This is a genomic window from bacterium (genome assembly GCA_004299235.1).
Taxonomy (GTDB): domain Bacteria; phylum Chloroflexota; class Dormibacteria; order Dormibacterales; family Dormibacteraceae; genus SCQL01.
In genome coordinates this window covers 285,213-300,523 of the sequence record SCQL01000028.1, presented here as the reverse complement: position 1 = coordinate 300,523, position 15,311 = coordinate 285,213, and the positions used below count along the sequence as shown (strand labels likewise).

Genomic DNA, 15,311 nt, shown 5'->3' with positions numbered 1-15,311 from the left:
TTAGGCCTGCTCTGACCCATGACGCCAACGCGCACCGTTGACGCGGTGACGTCGCCACCCCTCCAGACCCAGTGGATGGGAACCGCCATGGTCCTCATCTCCGCGACGGGCTTTGGGACGCTGGCGATCTTCGGGAAAATCGGCTATGCCGCGGGCCTGGGGACGGAGCAGACGCTGGCGTTCCGGTTTGTCCTGGCCGCGATCGGAATGCTGGTCCTGGCCGCCGCCCTGGGCCAGAACCCTCTGCGTCTCGAACGGCGCCGGCTGATCACGCTCCTGGCTCTTGGCGCGTTCGTCTACACGGCCCAGTCGCTGACGTACTTCATCGCCCTGCGCTCGCTGCCGGCCTCGCTGGTCGTGCTCATCGCCTACATCTATCCGAGCCTGGTCGTCCTCGCCGGGTGGCTGTTCCTCCGCCGCTCGGTTTCCGCCTGGCATGGGATCGCGCTGGCGGCGAGCTTCGGCGGTGTGGCGATGCTGGTGGGCGGCGCGCACTTCCGGATCGCCTGGGCGCTGGTGTTCGCCATCGCCTCGCCCACGATCTACACCGCCTACATCCTCATCGGCGAGCGGGTCATGAGCTCGGTGCCGGCGGTGGCCGCCAGCGCCGTCATCATCACCGGCGCGGCCGCGGCATTCTGCTTCCTGGCGGCCCTCAACCACCAGCTGGCACCGCCCGGAAACGCCACTCAATGGGCCGTGGGAGTGGGCATCGCCCTGTTCCCGACGATGCTCGCGATCTCGATGTTCATGGGGGGCCTGCCGCGCATCGGCGCCGCTCGCGCCGCTCTGCTCAGCACCTGGGAGCCGGTGGTGACGGTGCTGCTCGCGGTCGTCGTGCTGAAGGACCGTCTCTCCATCCTCCAGATGTTCGGTGGCCTGCTCGTGCTGGCGGCGGTGATCGTGGTCCAGGCTGCTCACCTGTGGAGGCCGGGGCCGCCGAACGCCCTCAAGTAGGAGCCGCGCCGATCACAATGGGCGGATGCCATACAGCCTCGACCTCAGAAGCGTGCAGGCCCCGTTGAAAGACCGGTACCGCGCCGACCCGATGTCCGCTCTGGTGGTCACCGAAGCTCGCAGCGTCCCGAGCGACCTGACCGACCCCAGGCACTGCGCGGTCTCCCCGGTGGAGTTCCCAGACGTCACCATCCGCGCCGGTCTGCACCCCGCCGCCGGTGGCGCCGGGGACACTCCCTGCTCGGGCGACATCCTCGCGAGCGCGCTGGCGATCTGCGAGGAGAGCACGTTGCGGTCGGTGGCCGCCAACCTGGGCCTAGAGCTGGAGTCGGTGCAGGTCGACGTCCGCATACATTGGGACTTCCGAGGCACGATGGGCCTCGATCGCGACGTCCCCGTGGGCGCGACCGGGATCGAGATGCGCACGCACGTGAGAGTCAAAGAGGGCGTTGACGCCGAGCGCGCGAAGCGCCTGCTTGCGAGCGCGGAGCGCTACTGCTCGACCCTGCAGACGCTGCGTCACGGTGTCGAGGTGACAGCCGACTTCACCCTCGCGTGAGCCGGCCCTCCCCCCGGCGGGGGAGGGCTGATGGGTGAGGGTCTCAGGCCATCGCGTCAGGGCCTGATGTTCTGGTTCATGTGGAAGAGGTTGTCGCGGTCGTACTTCTTCTTGATGTCGACCAGGCGCTCGTAGTTGCCCTTGTAGTTCGCCTTGATCCGGCCTTGGTCGTCTTCGGCCATGAAGTTGACGTAGCCGCCGGCTTCGGAGTGGGGCGCCGTGGCGTCGTAGTAGTCGCGCACCCAGGCGATGTTGGCCTTGTTCTGGGCCGGGTCGGGCCACATCCCCGCGATCACGGTGGCGAAGTTGGCATCGCGATAGGCGAACGCGGTCTCATCAGGCGCCACCCGGTGGCAGGCGCCGTTGATCGGGTAGATGTGCATGGTCGAGTTGACGACCGGCACCTTGGGGCCGTGCTGGACGTGAGCCTCGATGGCCTTGTCGCTCAGGCCCTTGACGAAATTGGCCTTCCAGTAGTGCTGGAGGCCGGGCGGCACCAGGGCGTCGAACGCGCTGTTCAGCGCGGGATAGGGCATCGGGCCGACCATCTCGGCCACCACCGGCGCCACGTCGTGGAAAGGCTTGAGCGCGCGCTCTCCCTGGTCCACCGGGCCCGCCCAGGCCGCCACCAGCGCGATGAAGGTGTCGCCATGCCGCTTCTCCGGGATGAACGGCAACGGTGGCGCGATCTGGTAAGCCGGGAAGGCGCCCATCTCCTCCGGCGCCGTGGCGATGTATTCGCGGTAGAAGTGCAGCACGTCCTTGGCGTGCGTGAGCTCGTAGAACATGGGTCCGCCGTAGATGTTCGCCAGCGGGTGAACTCGGAACTCAAACGAAGTCACGACGCCGAAGTTGCCGCCACCACCGCGGATGGCCCAGAACAGGTCCTCGTTCTCCCTGTCGCTCGCGACCTGGAATCTGCCATCAGCGGTCACCACGTCCGCCGACACGAGGTTGTCGCATGACAGCCCAAAACCGCGGGCCAGGTAGCCGATGCCCCCGCCCAGCGTCAGGCCGGCGACTCCGGTGGTGGAGATGATCCCGCCCGTCGTCGCCAGCCCGAACGCGTGCGTCGCCGCGTTGAAATCGCCCCACGTCGCTCCGCCCTCAGCCCGCGCCGTCTGCTTCGCGGGGTCGACACGCACCCCGCGCATCCGAGACAGGTCGATGACGACGCCGCCATCGCAGGTGCCGAAGCCGGGCACGCTGTGCCCGCCGCCGCGAATCGAAAGGTCGAGGTCGCCCTCGCGGGCGAAATTGACCGCCGCCATCACGTCGCCGGCATTGACCGGTCGCACGACCACGGCCGGCCGCTTGTCGATCATCGCGTTGTAGACCTGCCGGGCCTGCTCGTAGCCTTCGTCCTCGGCTGCGATCACCTCCCCGCGTACCTGCTCTCGTAGCCTGTCGATGGTGAGCGTGACCATTTTGCTACCTCCCTCCGGTGCAAATGGGCCTTGCCTGCACTCGCGACCTGTACTGGCGACGCCCCTTGGGCGTCGGGCGAAGTCTAGGCCTGAAACCGGCGCTTGGGACACCGAAATGGGGGCCAAGGCGGCCGGTGTCGACGACCTGGCGGCACCGGGCGCGGACGAACCCGGGGCGCCAGGCCGGGGGACCCGGATCGAATGAGGGGCACACGGCGCTGGATCCTCGCCGCGGCGGTGCTCGGGTCGGGCATCGTCTTTCTCGACTCGACCGTGGTCAACGTCGCGCTGCCGCGGATCGGACGGGATCTCCCGCGAGCCTTCCTCGGCGTGCTCGAGGGCCAGTCGTACGTCTACAACGCGTATCTCCTGACGCTGAGCGCGCTGCTCATCCTGGCCGGCGCCCTCAGCGACTTTTACGGCCGGCGCCGGATGTTCCTGTGGGGGCTGGTCGGTTTCGGCGCCACGTCGGTGCTGTGCGGTCTCGCCCCCAGCATGGAGCTGCTCGTCCTGTTCCGCATCCTGCAGGGTGCCGCGGGCGCGATGCTCGTCCCCGGCTCGCTGGCCCTGCTGACCGCCAACTTCTCCGGTGAGGAGCAGGGCCGCGCGTTCGGTATCTGGGCGGGGGCTTCCGGGGCGACCACGATCCTGGGACCGGTGCTCGGCGGCCTCCTCGTGGATACGATCTCTTGGCGCGCGGCGTTCCTGATCAATGTGCCGCTGGTGGGGCTGGCCGTCTGGGCGGCCTGGAGGCACGTCCCGGAGAGCCGTGACGACCAGGCGTCCCCCCACTTCGATTGGCTCGGCGCCGCCGTCGTCGCCGTGGCCGTCGGCGGCCTTGCTTTCGGCACCATCTACGGCCAGCAGCGGGACTGGCGCGACCCGCTCGGGTACGTCGCCCTCGCCGCCGGCGTGGTGGCGACCGTCGCCCTGCCCATCCTGATGATGCGCTCGGCGCATCCGCTGATCCCGTTGCCGCTCTTCCGCTCGCGCAACTTCGCGGTGACGAACCTGTCCACGCTTCTGATCTATGGCGCGCTGTACGTCACCTTCTACTACCTGGTCCTCTTCCAGCAGGGCACCATCGGCTACACCGCGGCGGCTGCCGGCGCCGGCGGCATCCCCGGGACGCTGTTTCTGATCTTCTTCTCCGCCCGCTTCGGCAGCCTGGCGGCAAGGTACGGACCGCGATGGTTCATGGTCGCCGGGCCCGCCATCATGGCCCTGGGCGTCCTGTGGTTGGCACGCGTGCCCTCGAGCAGCACCCCGTGGCAGCTGCAGCCGGCGGATCCCGGCAGCTACCTCCCGCCGCTTTCGTATGCGGTCGACTTCCTGCCCGGCTCGGTCATCTTCGGCATCGGCCTGATGATCATGGTGGCCCCGCTCACGACTGCTCTGATGACCTCGGTGCCGGTCCGCAACTCGGGCGTCGGCTCGGCGATCAACAACGCGATCTCGCGCGTCGGCCCGCAGCTGGCGGGCGCGCTGATCTTCGTGTTTCTCACCGCCAACTTCTACGCCGCCCTGGCGTCACGGCTCGCGGGCGTCGACGTCTCCTCGAGCGGCTTCCGCGGCCAGGTCAGCCCGCTGAACCGGCCGCCGGACCCCAACCTGGTCGCGGTGGTGCGCGACGCCTCGACGGGGTCGTTCCACATCGCCATGTTCATCGGGGCTGGCCTGCTGCTGGTGGGGGCACTGGTCAACGCGGCCGGGATCCGTAACGCGGCGGCCGGCACACCAGAGGCTGAGCCGGCAACCACGGGTGAGCCGGTGCCGTCGACCCAGGCATAGACTGCGGCCGTGATCCTGAGGTCGTGGGGCCGGCTTTGGACGTGAGTCGCTTTCGAGAGGAGATCGAAGAGCAGCCGCGGCTCGCAGCGCGGATGCTGGCCGGCAGCCGCGCCACGGTGGCGGCGATCGCCGATCGGGTTCGCACCGCGCAGCCGCATGGATTCGTGATCGCGGCCCGAGGCAGCTCGGACCATGCCGCGCTCTACGCCAAGTACCTCTTCGGTCGTCGCAACCGGGCGCTGGTGTCGCTGGCCGCGCCGTCGCTGTTCACCCACTACGCCAGCCCACCCCGGCTCGATCGGCAGTGCGTGATCGGCATCTCGCAGTCCGGGGCGTCGCCGGACGTCGTCGCGGTCATCGAGGAGGCGGCGCGCCAGGGGGCGATCACGCTGGCGTTGACGAATGCGCCGGATTCAAAGCTGGCCCAGGCTGCCGAGCTGGTGCTTCCGCTCGGGGCAGGTCCTGAACGCAGCGTGCCCGCATCGAAGACGTACACCGCCAGCCTGCTCGCGCTCGCCCTCATCTCCCAGGCGATCGACCCTGATCCCGCTTTCGAGGCAGCGCTGCAGCAAGTCCCTCGCGCGCTGGGGCATGCCCTCGAGCGGGATCCAGAGCTCGAGCGCCTCGTCCCCGCGCTGCTGGGACCGCGGGCCGTGGTGCTCGGTCGCGGCTTCAATTTCTCGACCGCGGAGGAGATCGCGCTCAAACTCACCGAAACCAGCTACGTGCTCGCCCGCGCGTGGTCGGTAGCCGATTTCGAGCACGGGCCGATCGCGCTGGTCGAGGCCGGCCTCCCCGTGCTCGTGGTCAACGGGGGAGGAGCGGTGTCGGCCGATCTGGAAGCCCTCGGCCGCCGTCTTTCCGATCAGGGATGCCGCACCATCAAGCTTTTCGACGGCGCGGCGGCAGGCGCCGGGCCGGCGATCATGGTCGGCATCGACTCCGGGCTGCCGGAGGAGCTCACGCCGCTCACCCTCGCCGTCCTGGGGCAGCTTCTGGCGCACCGCGTCGCCCTCGCCCGCGGCATCGATCCGGACCGGCCGCGAGCGCTCAACAAGGTGACCCGCACCTGGTGAGGTGGTGCACGCACGGCCGTGAGCGGCGTCTAGCATTGGACTCGAGATGACGACGCGGATCGACCGCGCACAGGTCCAGGGGATGGTCGAGCGAGGCGCTCAACTGGTCGAGGTCCTGCCGGCGGAGGAATACGCGGAGGATCACCTACCGGGCGCGGTCAGCCACCCGCTGCGCCATCTCGAGAAGGAGGCGGCGACGCTCGACCGCAACCGGGCGATCATCGTCTACTGCTGGGACTCCGCTTGAGACATGGCGCCAAGGGCCGCGGCGCGGCTCGAGACGCTGGGCTTCCGGGAAGTCTATGAGTACAAGGCGGGGAAGCTCGACTGGATGGCCGCCGGTCTGCCGACCGAAGGTGAGAACTCACGCCATCCACGCGCGGGCGACGTCTCTCGCAAGGACGTTCCCGTCTGCGGCCTGACGGACCGGCTCGGTGATGTCCGCGATCGGGCCCGCGCGGCGGGCTGGGAGGCCGCGGTCGTGATCAACGACGAGCGGGTGGTGCTGGGCCTGCTGCGGTCGAAGCAGCTCGACCAGGACCCCGACCTGATGATGGAGCAGGCTATGCGGCCCGGCCCGAGCACCTTCCGCCCCTATGTCTCGATCAAGGAGATGGCCCGCTTCATGGTCGAGCATGATCTCGAAAGCTCGCCGGTCACGACTTCGGACGGCAGGCTCGTGGGCCTGCTGCTGAAGGCGGACGCGACACGGTTGGCCGGAGGGGAAAGTTGAGCGAGAAGGTGGCCACCGCCATCAGGTGCGCGACGTGCGGCAAGACAGTTGAGGTCTGCGCGTATTGCGAGGAGCCCGAGTGCCGGCACGTGATCTGCCACGAGTGCCTGAACGTCGCCCTGGCTCAGTCCAAGCCGCAGCCGCATCCCCACGGCGGCTGACCGATTCATCAGGGCGCCTTGCGCGCGGCCGGCTCCGAATAACCTGTGCAGATGCAACGGCAGGAGTTAGGGGTCGTCGGCCTGGCCACGATGGGCCAGAACCTGGCGCGCAATCTCGCCTCGCGCGGGGTCCGCGTCGCCGTTTACAACCGCACGCAACAGCGCACCGACGACTTCATGGCCGCACACGGCGGCGAAGGTGACTTGCGCCCCGCCGGTTCCCTGGATGAGCTCGCTCGGATCCTCAAGCCCCCAAGAGCCATCCTCCTGATGGTGAAAGCCGGATCAGCGGTCGACGAAGCGATCGATTCGCTGTCCAAGGTGCTCGAGCCCGGTGACACGATCATCGACGGAGGCAACTCGCTCTTCCACGACACGCGGCGCCGCGCCGCCGCCGCGGAGAAGGCCGGGTTCGGCTTCATCGGCGCCGGCGTCTCGGGTGGGGAGGAGGGCGCCCTGCGCGGGCCGAGCATCATGCCGGGCGGAAGCCGCGAGTCATACCAGCGCGTCGAGGCGATGCTGACCGCGATGTCCGCCAAGGTCGACGGCGTCCCGTGCTGCGCCTACATCGGCCCCGACGGCGCGGGCCATTTCGTCAAGATGGTCCACAACGGCATCGAGTACGCGGACATCCAGCTGATCGCCGAGACCTATGACCTCCTCCGCGAGGCGCTTGGGCTGACGCCGGCGCAGCTGTCATCCGTCTTCCGCGAGTGGAATGAGGGCCGGCTCCAGTCCTACCTGATCGAGATCACGGCCGGCGTCCTGGCCCAGCGCGACGATGGTCCGCGGTCGGCCCTGGTCGACGCGATCATCGACCAGGCCGAGCAGAAAGGCACCGGCCGATGGACGAGCGAGTCCGCGCTCGAGCTCGGCGTGCCGCTGACCGGAATCACCGAGGCCGTCTTCGCCCGCATGCTCTCGAGCCAGAAGGCGGAGCGGGTTCAAGCTTCGGGCATCCTCGCGGGGCCGCCGGTGAGTGGGCCGGCCAAGGCGGATCCCGGACTGATCGACGACGTCAGGGACGCGCTGTACGCCGCCAAGATCGTGGCCTACGCGCAGGGGTTCGAGCACCTGAGGGCGGGTTCGAAAGAGTACGGGTGGGATCTCGACCTCGGCGCGCTGGCGACGATCTGGCGGGGCGGCTGCATCATCCGGGCCCAGTTCCTCGATCGCATCAAAGAGGCTTACGCCGAATCGCCCGAGCTGCCGAACCTGATGCTCGCTCCTTTTTTCCAGGCGGCGCTGGCGGCCGCGCAGGGGCCGTGGCGGCGGGTCGTCAACCAGGCGGTGGATCGGGGCGTGCCGATCCCCGCGTTCGCCTCGTCGCTCGCCTACTACGACGGGTACAGGCGTGCTCGCGGCCCGGCCAATCTCATCCAGGGCCTGCGCGACTATTTCGGGGCGCACACCTACCACCGCCTGGATCGCGATGGGGCGTTCCACACGCGCTGGGCCCAGGATGGGACCGAGGTCCGCATCGAGTAGCGCCCGGCTACCGCTTGGCGGCGGTGGGGTCCTGCGCGACGACCAGGAACGTCACGCCCAGGAGGATGGCGAGGGCAGAAGGTCCGTAGTCCGCGACCGGTCCCTCGGGGAAGGCAAGCCGGATGATCGTGGAGCCGGCCAGAAAGATCCCGCCGAGCACCAGGACGATCCGAAGGCGGCGGGCGGCGAAGGTTAGCTGCCGCCGCATGCCGCCCGGCCTCAGCGACAGGATGGTCAAGGCCAGGGCCGCGATGAGGACGAGCCCGAAGATGAAGCCGCGCACCGCCGCCAGTGTCTCAGACGGAGCCTACCCCGGAGCCGGTGCCGCTCCTGCTCGGGGATGGTGGTTCATCGCCGCCCGGGTTTCGACGAACGCCTTGACCGCCCGCTCCAGGTCGTCTCGCGAGTGCGCGGCCGATACCTGGGTGCGGATCCGGGCCTTGCCCTGCGGCACGACGGGGAAGGAGAAGCCGACCACGTACACGCCCTTCTCGAGCATCGTCGCGGCCATCCTGCCGGCCAGCGCCGCGTCTCCGACCATGACGGGCACGATCGGATGGTCGCCGGGAATGATGTCGAAGCCGGCTTCGGCCATTTGCGAACGGAAGAATGCTGTGTTGTCGCGAAGGCGCTGCCGGAGATCGCCGGCGGACCGCAGCAGCTCGAGTACCTTGAGGCTCGCCGCCACGATCGCGGGTGCGACCGAGTTGGAGAAGAGGTAGGGACGCGAACGCTGCCGCAGCATGGCCACCAGCTCCCGGCGCCCGGAGACGTAGCCGCCGCTGGCGCCGCCGAGCGCTTTGCCCAGCGTGCCGGTGATCGCGTCGATGCGGCCCATCACCCCATGGTGCTCGTGCGAGCCACGCCCGTTCGCGCCCATGAACCCGACCGCATGCGAGTCGTCGACCATGACCAGGGCGTCGTGGCGGTCCGCCAGCTCGCAGATCTCAGGCAGCGGGGCGAGGTGGCCGTCCATCGAGAAGACCCCGTCTGTGACCACCAGTCGGAAGCGCGCATCGGCACTGTCCCTGAGCTGGCGCTCGAGGTCGGCGGTGTCGCGATTCGAGTAGCGGAGGCGCCGCGCTTTGCACAGGCGGATGCCGTCGATGATGCTGGCGTGGTTCAGAGCGTCGGAGATGACCGCGTCGCGCTCGTCCAGCAAGGCTTCGAAGATGCCTCCGTTGGCGTCGAAGCACGATGAATACAGGATGGTGTCCTCGGTGCCGAGGAAGTCGGTGAGCGCGGCCTCGAGCTCCTTGTGGATCTCCTGCGTCCCGCAGATGAACCGCACCGACGCCATGCCGTAGCCCCAGCGGTCGAGCGCCTCTTTGGCCGCGGCGACCACGGCGGGGTGGTCGGCCAGGCCGAGGTAGTTGTTGGCGCAGAGGTTCAGCACCTCGCGGGGCGCGGCGCCCGCCAGGGACTCCTCCTCGACGACGCCGACCACCGAGCCCTGCGGCCCGGTGAGCACCCGCTCCTGCTTTTCCAGGCCGGCGTCGCGGATCTCCTCGAGCTGCGTAACCAGGTGGGATCGCATTCGGTCGAACATGGCAGAACTCCGGGCTAGGTCGCCGTCCAGTCCAGCACGACCTTGCCGCACCGACCTGAGTGCGCCACGGCGAAGGCCTGCTCGAACTGGTGATACGGAAAGCGGTGCGTGATGACCGGCGAGATGTCCAGGCCGGTCTGCGTGAACACGGACATCTCGTACCAGGACTCGAAGATCTGGCGGCCGTACACGCCTTTGACCGTGAGCATCTTGAAGACCACCTGCGTCCAGTCGATGGCGAATTCGTGGTCTGGCAGGCCGAGGATGGCGATGCGGCCGCCGTGTGACATGTTGGCGATCATGTCGCGCAGCGCGCTGGGCTGGCCGGACATCTCGAAGCCGACATCAAAGCCCTCTTTCATGCCCAGCTGAGCCTGCACCTGCGCCAGTGTCGTCGTGCGGGCGTCGACGGCCAGCGTCACGCCGGCCTTGCGCGCAAGCTCGAGCCGGTAGTCGCTCACGTCGGTGATGACGACGAACCGGGCGCCGTTGTGACGGGCGACCTGCGCCGCCATGATGCCGATGGGGCCGGCGCCCGTGACCAGCACATCCTCGCCGACGACCCGGAACTGGGTGGCGGTGTGGACCGCGTTGCCGAACGGATCGAAGATGGCGGCGACGTCGAGGTCGATCTTGGTCAGGTGCGGCCAGAGGTTGCCCGCGGGCATGACGATGAACTCCGCGAACGCGCCATCGCGCTGCACGCCGATCCCCTTGGTGTTCGCACATAGGTGACGGCGCCCGGCCATGCAGTTGCGGCAGCGGCCGCAGACGATGTGGCCCTCGGCGCCGACGATCTCGCCGGGGTGCACGGAGGCGACGCCCTCGCCCAGCCGCACCACCTCGCCGACGAACTCGTGCCCGATGACCAGAGGCGGATGAATCGTCGCCTGCGCCCACTCGTTCCACTGCTCGATGTGCAGATCGGTGCCGCAGATCCCGGTGCGCAGGACGCGGATCAGGACCTCGCCTGGGCCGGGCTTCGGTTCAGGCACGTCCTGGAGCCACAGACCCGGCCCGGCCCCGGCTTTGACCAGCGCTTTCACTGCTGGCAGGATACGGCTCGACGCGGTGCTGAGCTCGCAGCCTGGCGGCTACTTATGGAACGCGGCGCAGTCCGGGCAGATGCCGCCGAAGAGCAGCTGGTGGCTGGTGACCTTGAACCCGGTGCTGCTCCTCACGGCCGAGGAGGCGTTCTCGAGCACGCAGCCTGGGACCTCGACGACCCGCCCGCAGGCGTCGCACCGGATGTGCTCGTGGTGCTCGTCCGCCAGCTCGTAGTGCACCTTGCCGTCGCCGATGTCGACGCGGTGGACGAGGCCGTCCTTTTCCAGGCTCGACACCGCCCTGAACACGGTGGAGTAATCGGCCGCGCCGAGCGCCTTGACCACCGCCTCGTGCAGCTCGTCGATCGACCAGAGGTGGCGGCGCTCGAGGTGGGGCGGCGCCGCCTGTCCGCGCCCGGCCGCGAACAGCTCTTTGACCCGGTCGCTGACGGGGCTTGGCCTGGCCACGAGAGCAATATACGCAAAAGGGTTGCGCAAGTCAGTTGTGCAATACTCTTGCGCCATGGGTGGGACGGGCCGGGCGCGCGCAGGGCGCCCTTGGGTCAGCCGGGCGCGCGCCGGGCGCCTTTGGGTCAGCCGGGCGCGCGCCGTGCGAGCTGCCGGCCAGACGGCGCTGGCAGCTTGCCTGCTCGTCCTCGCGGTCGCGTGCGGTGGATCGGCCCAGAGCCCATCGGGCTCGGTCCACGTCGTGGCCGGCGAGAGCTTCTGGGGCAGCATCGCCGGCCAGCTCGGTGGTTCGAAGGTCGATGTCCAGAGCGTGGTCACGGACCCGAACGCGGACCCGCACGAATACGAGAGCAGCACCAACGACGCGCGTGCATTCGCCGAAGCGGACCTGGTCATCCTCAACGGCGCCGGCTACGACGACTGGGGCCGCAAGCTGCTCGAGGCGGGCGGGAGCGATCACCGCCAGGTGCTGAACGTGGCGGAGCTCCTGGGGCGCAAGGCCGGGGACAACCCGCATTTCTGGTACGACCCGGCCTACGTCGTCGCCGTCGCGGACAGGATCACAGCCGCCTACAGGTCGATCGACCCCGGCGACGCCGGCTACTTCGACCAGCGACGGCGGGATTTCGCCGTTGCGCTCAAGCCTTACCTGGACGAGATCGCCGCAATCAAGCACAGGTTCGGCGGCACGCCGATTGGCTCGACCGAAAGCGTCGTCGTGTACATGGCTTCAGCGCTTGGGCTCGCGCTCACCACCCCGCCGGAATTCATGGACGCCGTCGCCCAGGGCAATGACCCGCCGGCCTCGGCCGTGGTCACCTTCCAGGACCAGGTCGCGGGCAACCACATCAAAGTCCTGCTCTACAACGTGCAGACGGCGACCGCCGTGACGACCAACATCAGGCAGATCGCGGCGGCGCATCACATTCCGTCCGTGGGCGTATCGGAAACCCTCCATCCGGACGGCGCCTTGTTTCAGGACTGGCAGGTCGCTCAGCTCGTCAGCCTCGAGAGCGCGCTGGCCGCCGCGCGATGAGCCGCCAGAGCGAGGCGGGCGTCGCGATCGCCGCGCACAGCCTGGCCGCGAGCTACGGTGCGCACCCGATCTGGGCGGGCGCCACGTTCTCCATTCCGACCGGCTCGTTCAGCGCGGTCCTGGGCCCGAACGGCGCCGGCAAGTCGACCCTGATCAGGCTGATCCTCGGCCGGCTGGAGCCGGCTGCCGGCCGGCTGGAGGTCTTGGGCGCGCCCCCGCGTCGCGGCAACCCGAGCATCGGCTATATCCCGCAGGGTTCCGCATTCGACCCCGAGCTCTCGATGAGAGGTCGGGATTTCGTCGGGCTGGGAGTGGACGGCCACCGCTGGGGAGTGCGCATCAACGGGCGCGCCCGAGCGGTGGCGGCGTCGGACGCATCGATTGCCGCGGTCGGCGCGGGCGGTTACGCGGACCGCCAGCTCGGACGCCTGTCGGGAGGGGAGCAGCAGAGGTTGCTGCTCGCGCAGGCCCTGGTCGGCGGGCCACGTCTTCTTTTGATGGACGAGCCCCTGTCGCATCTCGACGTGCGCCACCAGGGCGCCATCGTCCAGCTCATCAGCGACGTCGCACGCGACCGCGGCCTGACCGTGCTGCTCATCGCGCACGACGTGAATCCGCTCCTGCCGTACATCGACCATGTCCTGTACATCGCCCACGGCAGGCTCGCGATGGGCCGGCCGTCAGAGATCATCACCTCCCAGCGCCTGTCTGAGATCTACTCCTCGCCGGTCGAGGTGCTGAAGGACAGCCGTGGGCGCGTGTTCGTGGTCGGGCTCGAAGAGGAGGTCAGCCATCCGCATGCGTGAGCTGGCCGTGCATCTCACCATCGCCAACAGCTCGCCGCAGCTCAGCTGGAACCTGTTCGACGACCTCGCCGCCCTCTTCCACTACGAGTTCATGGTCCACGCTTTCGAGGCGGGGACCATCGTCGCGGTGGTGGCCGGCGCGATCGGCTACTTCGTCGTCTTGAGGAGCTCCGCGTTCGCCGCCCACGCCCTTTCTCACATCGGCTTCGCCGGGGCGACCGGCGCGGTGGTCCTCGGTCTCAACCCGGTTTTCGGATTGCTGGCCTTCACCCTGACGAGCGGGGTGACGATCGGCGCGCTCGGCAGCCGCCTGCGGGGCCGCGACGTGACGATCGGCATCGTGCTTGCGTGGACGCTCGGTCTAGGCGTGCTGTTCATCTCGCTGTACCGGGGCTACGCGACCGAGGCGTACGCCCTGCTATTCGGTGAGATCCTCGGCATCAGCTCCGGCGACGTGGTGGTCTCGCTCGTCGCCGGGCTGGTCACGGTCGGGGGCCTGGTCGCGGTCTACCGCCCAATGCTCTTCGCGTCGGTGGACGAGGAGCTGGCCAGCGCCAAGGGTGTGCCGGTCACCGCGCTGTCCATCGCCTTCATGGCGATCCTGGCGGTGGCGGTCACCGAGGCGGTTCAGGTGGTGGGCGTGCTGTTGATCTTCGCTCTGATCGTCACGCCGGCGGCGATCGCCGTGCGTTTCACCAGCCGGCCGCTGGCCGCGATCCTCACGGGCGTCGGGTTGGCGCTCGTCTTCACCTGGCTGGGGCTCGCGATCGCCTACTACTCACCCCACCCGGTCAGCTTCTTCATCACCTCGCTGGCGTTCGCCACCTACGTCGCCGTCCGCGTCGCGGAATCGGCCCGGCATCGATGGCCGAGGCGATCCGTGACCGAGGGCGCCGCCCTGGGTTAGCCGCAGCCGGTTCGCTATGGTTTGCCTCCATGCGGCTGCGGATCGGGGTGGTGCTGCTGTTGGCCGTTGCCGGCCTGGCCGCCTGGAACTACCTGCGTCCGATCCCCGCCGTCGCCGCCAGGGGGTCGCTGCCCGCGTCAGACGCCGTGCCGGGCACGGCTCCCAGCATTTCGTGGCCGAGCCGAGGCTCGGGGGCGTTGGGCGTTTCGGACCTGGGCCTGGTCGCCAGCTCCGGTGACGAGCAGCCGATCCCGCCCGCGAGCGTGACCAAGGTGATGACGGCGCTGGTCATCCTCGAGGACAAGCCGCTCCAGAAGAACGACCCGGGTCCTCTCATCACGATCGACCAAGTTGACGTCGACGGCTACAGGGCCGACCTGGCGGACAGGCAGTCCGTGGTCCGGGTCCAGGCCGGCGAGCAGCTCACCGAGCTCCAGGCCCTGCAGGGAATGCTCATCCCCTCCGGCAACAACCTGGCCGAAACGCTCGCGCGATGGGATGCGGGGACGATCGACGCTTTCGTCGCCAAGATGAACGCCCGCGCACGGGAGCTGCACCTGACGCACACGACGTTCGCGGACACGAGCGGGGCGTCGGCCGGCACCACGAGCACGCCGGCCGACCTGGTGGCCCTGGGCATGGCCGCCATGAAGCAACCGGTCTTTGCGCAGATCGTCGGCATGGCCCAGGCCGAGCTGCCCGTGGCGGGTACGGTCTACAACGTCGACGGCGTGCTCGGCCAGAGCGGGATCATCGGCATCAAGACGGGTTCCGGTTTGAAGGACGGCGCCAATTTCCTCTTCGCCGCCAGCGTGCCGGTTGACGGCCACCCGATCGTCATCTACGGCTGCGTCATGGGCCAGCCCACCCTGGCCGTCGCGTTCTCGGCCGCCAGGGCGCTCATCGCCTCGATGCAGCCGGCCCTTCACGTCCGCCGTGTCATCGCGCGGAACCAGTCGATCGCCAGCTACACCACACCGTGGGGCGGTCAGACCGACCTGGTGTCGACCGTGGACGTCGACCTGGCTGAGTGGCCGGGCATGGTGCTGCGCCAGCGCCTGGACGCCGGCGCGATCGTCGTCGACAGGCCCTTGCCGGCAGGCACCCGTGAGGGCAGTGAGCACGTGGTGCTGGGCGATTACAGCCTGGACGTCCCGCTGGTGACCGCCGGCCCGCTCTACCCGCCGGGCCGGTTGTGGAGGCTGACCCGGCTCACCCTCTCCTGACCTGGCGTGCCGCGGCAAGCTCTCTGACCCAGGCCACCTCCCGCCGCTGGGTATCATCGTGGGCAGGCAATGATCACTCCC

At 69.0% G+C, this 15,311-nt stretch carries 16 protein-coding genes; 11 read left to right on the top strand and 5 right to left on the bottom strand.

Annotation, left to right across the window (positions count from 1 at the left end; genetic code table 11):
• The first annotated feature begins 18 nt into the window (after positions 1–18).
• On the top strand, positions 19–957 hold the full coding sequence (locus tag EPN29_09835) for an EamA/RhaT family transporter (GenBank protein ID TAN32454.1): 939 nt from the start codon (positions 19–21) through the stop codon (positions 955–957).
• A gap of 25 nt (positions 958–982) precedes the next feature.
• Positions 983–1,516: an OsmC family peroxiredoxin gene (locus EPN29_09830; protein ID TAN32453.1), complete on the top strand. Its 534-nt coding sequence runs from the start codon at positions 983–985 to the stop codon at positions 1,514–1,516.
• A gap of 56 nt (positions 1,517–1,572) precedes the next feature.
• Here EPN29_09830 and EPN29_09825 read toward each other — a convergent pair whose 3' ends face one another.
• The gene (locus tag EPN29_09825) at positions 1,573–2,943 is read right to left on the bottom strand and encodes an FAD-binding oxidoreductase (protein ID TAN32452.1); all 1,371 of its coding nucleotides are present in this window, start codon (positions 2,941–2,943) and stop codon (positions 1,573–1,575) included.
• A gap of 201 nt (positions 2,944–3,144) precedes the next feature.
• On the opposite strand from EPN29_09825, the gene EPN29_09820 reads away from it, so the two are divergent.
• The 5 genes from EPN29_09820 (at position 3,145) to gndA (ending at position 8,192) form a co-directional block, all read left to right on the top strand.
• Positions 3,145–4,734: an MFS transporter gene (locus EPN29_09820; GenBank protein TAN32451.1), complete on the top strand. Its 1,590-nt coding sequence runs from the start codon at positions 3,145–3,147 to the stop codon at positions 4,732–4,734.
• 41 nt (positions 4,735–4,775) lie between these two features.
• Complete coding sequence (locus EPN29_09815) at positions 4,776–5,810, top strand: SIS domain-containing protein (GenBank protein ID TAN32450.1); 1,035 nt, start codon at positions 4,776–4,778, stop codon at positions 5,808–5,810.
• A 46-nt stretch (positions 5,811–5,856) separates the two neighbouring features.
• Entirely contained in the window at positions 5,857–6,057 is a 201-nt protein-coding gene (locus EPN29_09810) for a rhodanese-like domain-containing protein (GenBank protein TAN32449.1), read from the top strand.
• 3 nt (positions 6,058–6,060) lie between these two features.
• Positions 6,061–6,543 carry a CBS domain-containing protein gene (locus tag EPN29_09805; protein TAN32448.1) on the top strand — a complete coding sequence of 161 codons (483 nt, stop codon included), beginning with the start codon at positions 6,061–6,063 and terminating at the stop codon, positions 6,541–6,543.
• A gap of 212 nt (positions 6,544–6,755) precedes the next feature.
• Positions 6,756–8,192, top strand: coding sequence for an NADP-dependent phosphogluconate dehydrogenase (gndA, locus tag EPN29_09800; GenBank protein ID TAN32447.1), 1,437 nt, complete (start codon positions 6,756–6,758; stop codon positions 8,190–8,192).
• A gap of 7 nt (positions 8,193–8,199) precedes the next feature.
• Here the strand turns inward: gndA and EPN29_09795 are convergent, their stop codons facing one another.
• From EPN29_09795 to EPN29_09780, 4 genes are read right to left on the bottom strand one after another with little or no spacing between them, the layout of a single operon-like run.
• Entirely contained in the window at positions 8,200–8,475 is a 276-nt protein-coding gene (locus EPN29_09795; GenBank protein TAN32446.1) for a hypothetical protein, read from the bottom strand.
• 24 nt (positions 8,476–8,499) lie between these two features.
• Positions 8,500–9,741, bottom strand: coding sequence for a glycine C-acetyltransferase (locus EPN29_09790; protein ID TAN32445.1), 1,242 nt, complete (start codon positions 9,739–9,741; stop codon positions 8,500–8,502).
• 14 nt (positions 9,742–9,755) lie between these two features.
• Positions 9,756–10,787 (bottom strand): L-threonine 3-dehydrogenase, encoded by a 1,032-nt coding sequence (locus tag EPN29_09785; protein TAN32444.1) that lies wholly within the window; start codon positions 10,785–10,787, stop codon positions 9,756–9,758.
• Between the two features lie 48 nt (positions 10,788–10,835).
• Complete coding sequence (locus tag EPN29_09780) at positions 10,836–11,525, bottom strand: hypothetical protein (GenBank protein ID TAN32443.1); 690 nt, start codon at positions 11,523–11,525, stop codon at positions 10,836–10,838.
• Between EPN29_09780 and EPN29_09775 the strand changes: the two genes are divergently transcribed.
• The 4 genes from EPN29_09775 to EPN29_09760 are packed head-to-tail and all read left to right on the top strand — an operon-like array spanning position 11,311 to position 15,230.
• A complete protein-coding gene (locus EPN29_09775; GenBank protein TAN32442.1) occupies positions 11,311–12,291 on the top strand; it encodes an ABC transporter substrate-binding protein in 981 nt (326 codons plus the stop codon). The two genes, EPN29_09780 and EPN29_09775, sit on opposite strands and share 215 nt — an antisense overlap.
• On the top strand, positions 12,288–13,097 hold the full coding sequence (locus EPN29_09770; GenBank protein TAN32441.1) for an ABC transporter ATP-binding protein: 810 nt from the start codon (positions 12,288–12,290) through the stop codon (positions 13,095–13,097). Before EPN29_09775 ends, EPN29_09770 begins: the two co-directional genes overlap by 4 nt.
• Positions 13,090–14,004 (top strand): metal ABC transporter permease, encoded by a 915-nt coding sequence (locus tag EPN29_09765; GenBank protein TAN32440.1) that lies wholly within the window; start codon positions 13,090–13,092, stop codon positions 14,002–14,004. The genes EPN29_09770 and EPN29_09765 overlap by 8 nt, the downstream gene beginning before the upstream one ends.
• Positions 13,962–15,230, top strand: coding sequence for a D-alanyl-D-alanine carboxypeptidase (locus EPN29_09760; GenBank protein TAN32439.1), 1,269 nt, complete (start codon positions 13,962–13,964; stop codon positions 15,228–15,230). The genes EPN29_09765 and EPN29_09760 overlap by 43 nt, the downstream gene beginning before the upstream one ends.
• The last annotated feature ends 81 nt before the right edge of the window (positions 15,231–15,311 follow it).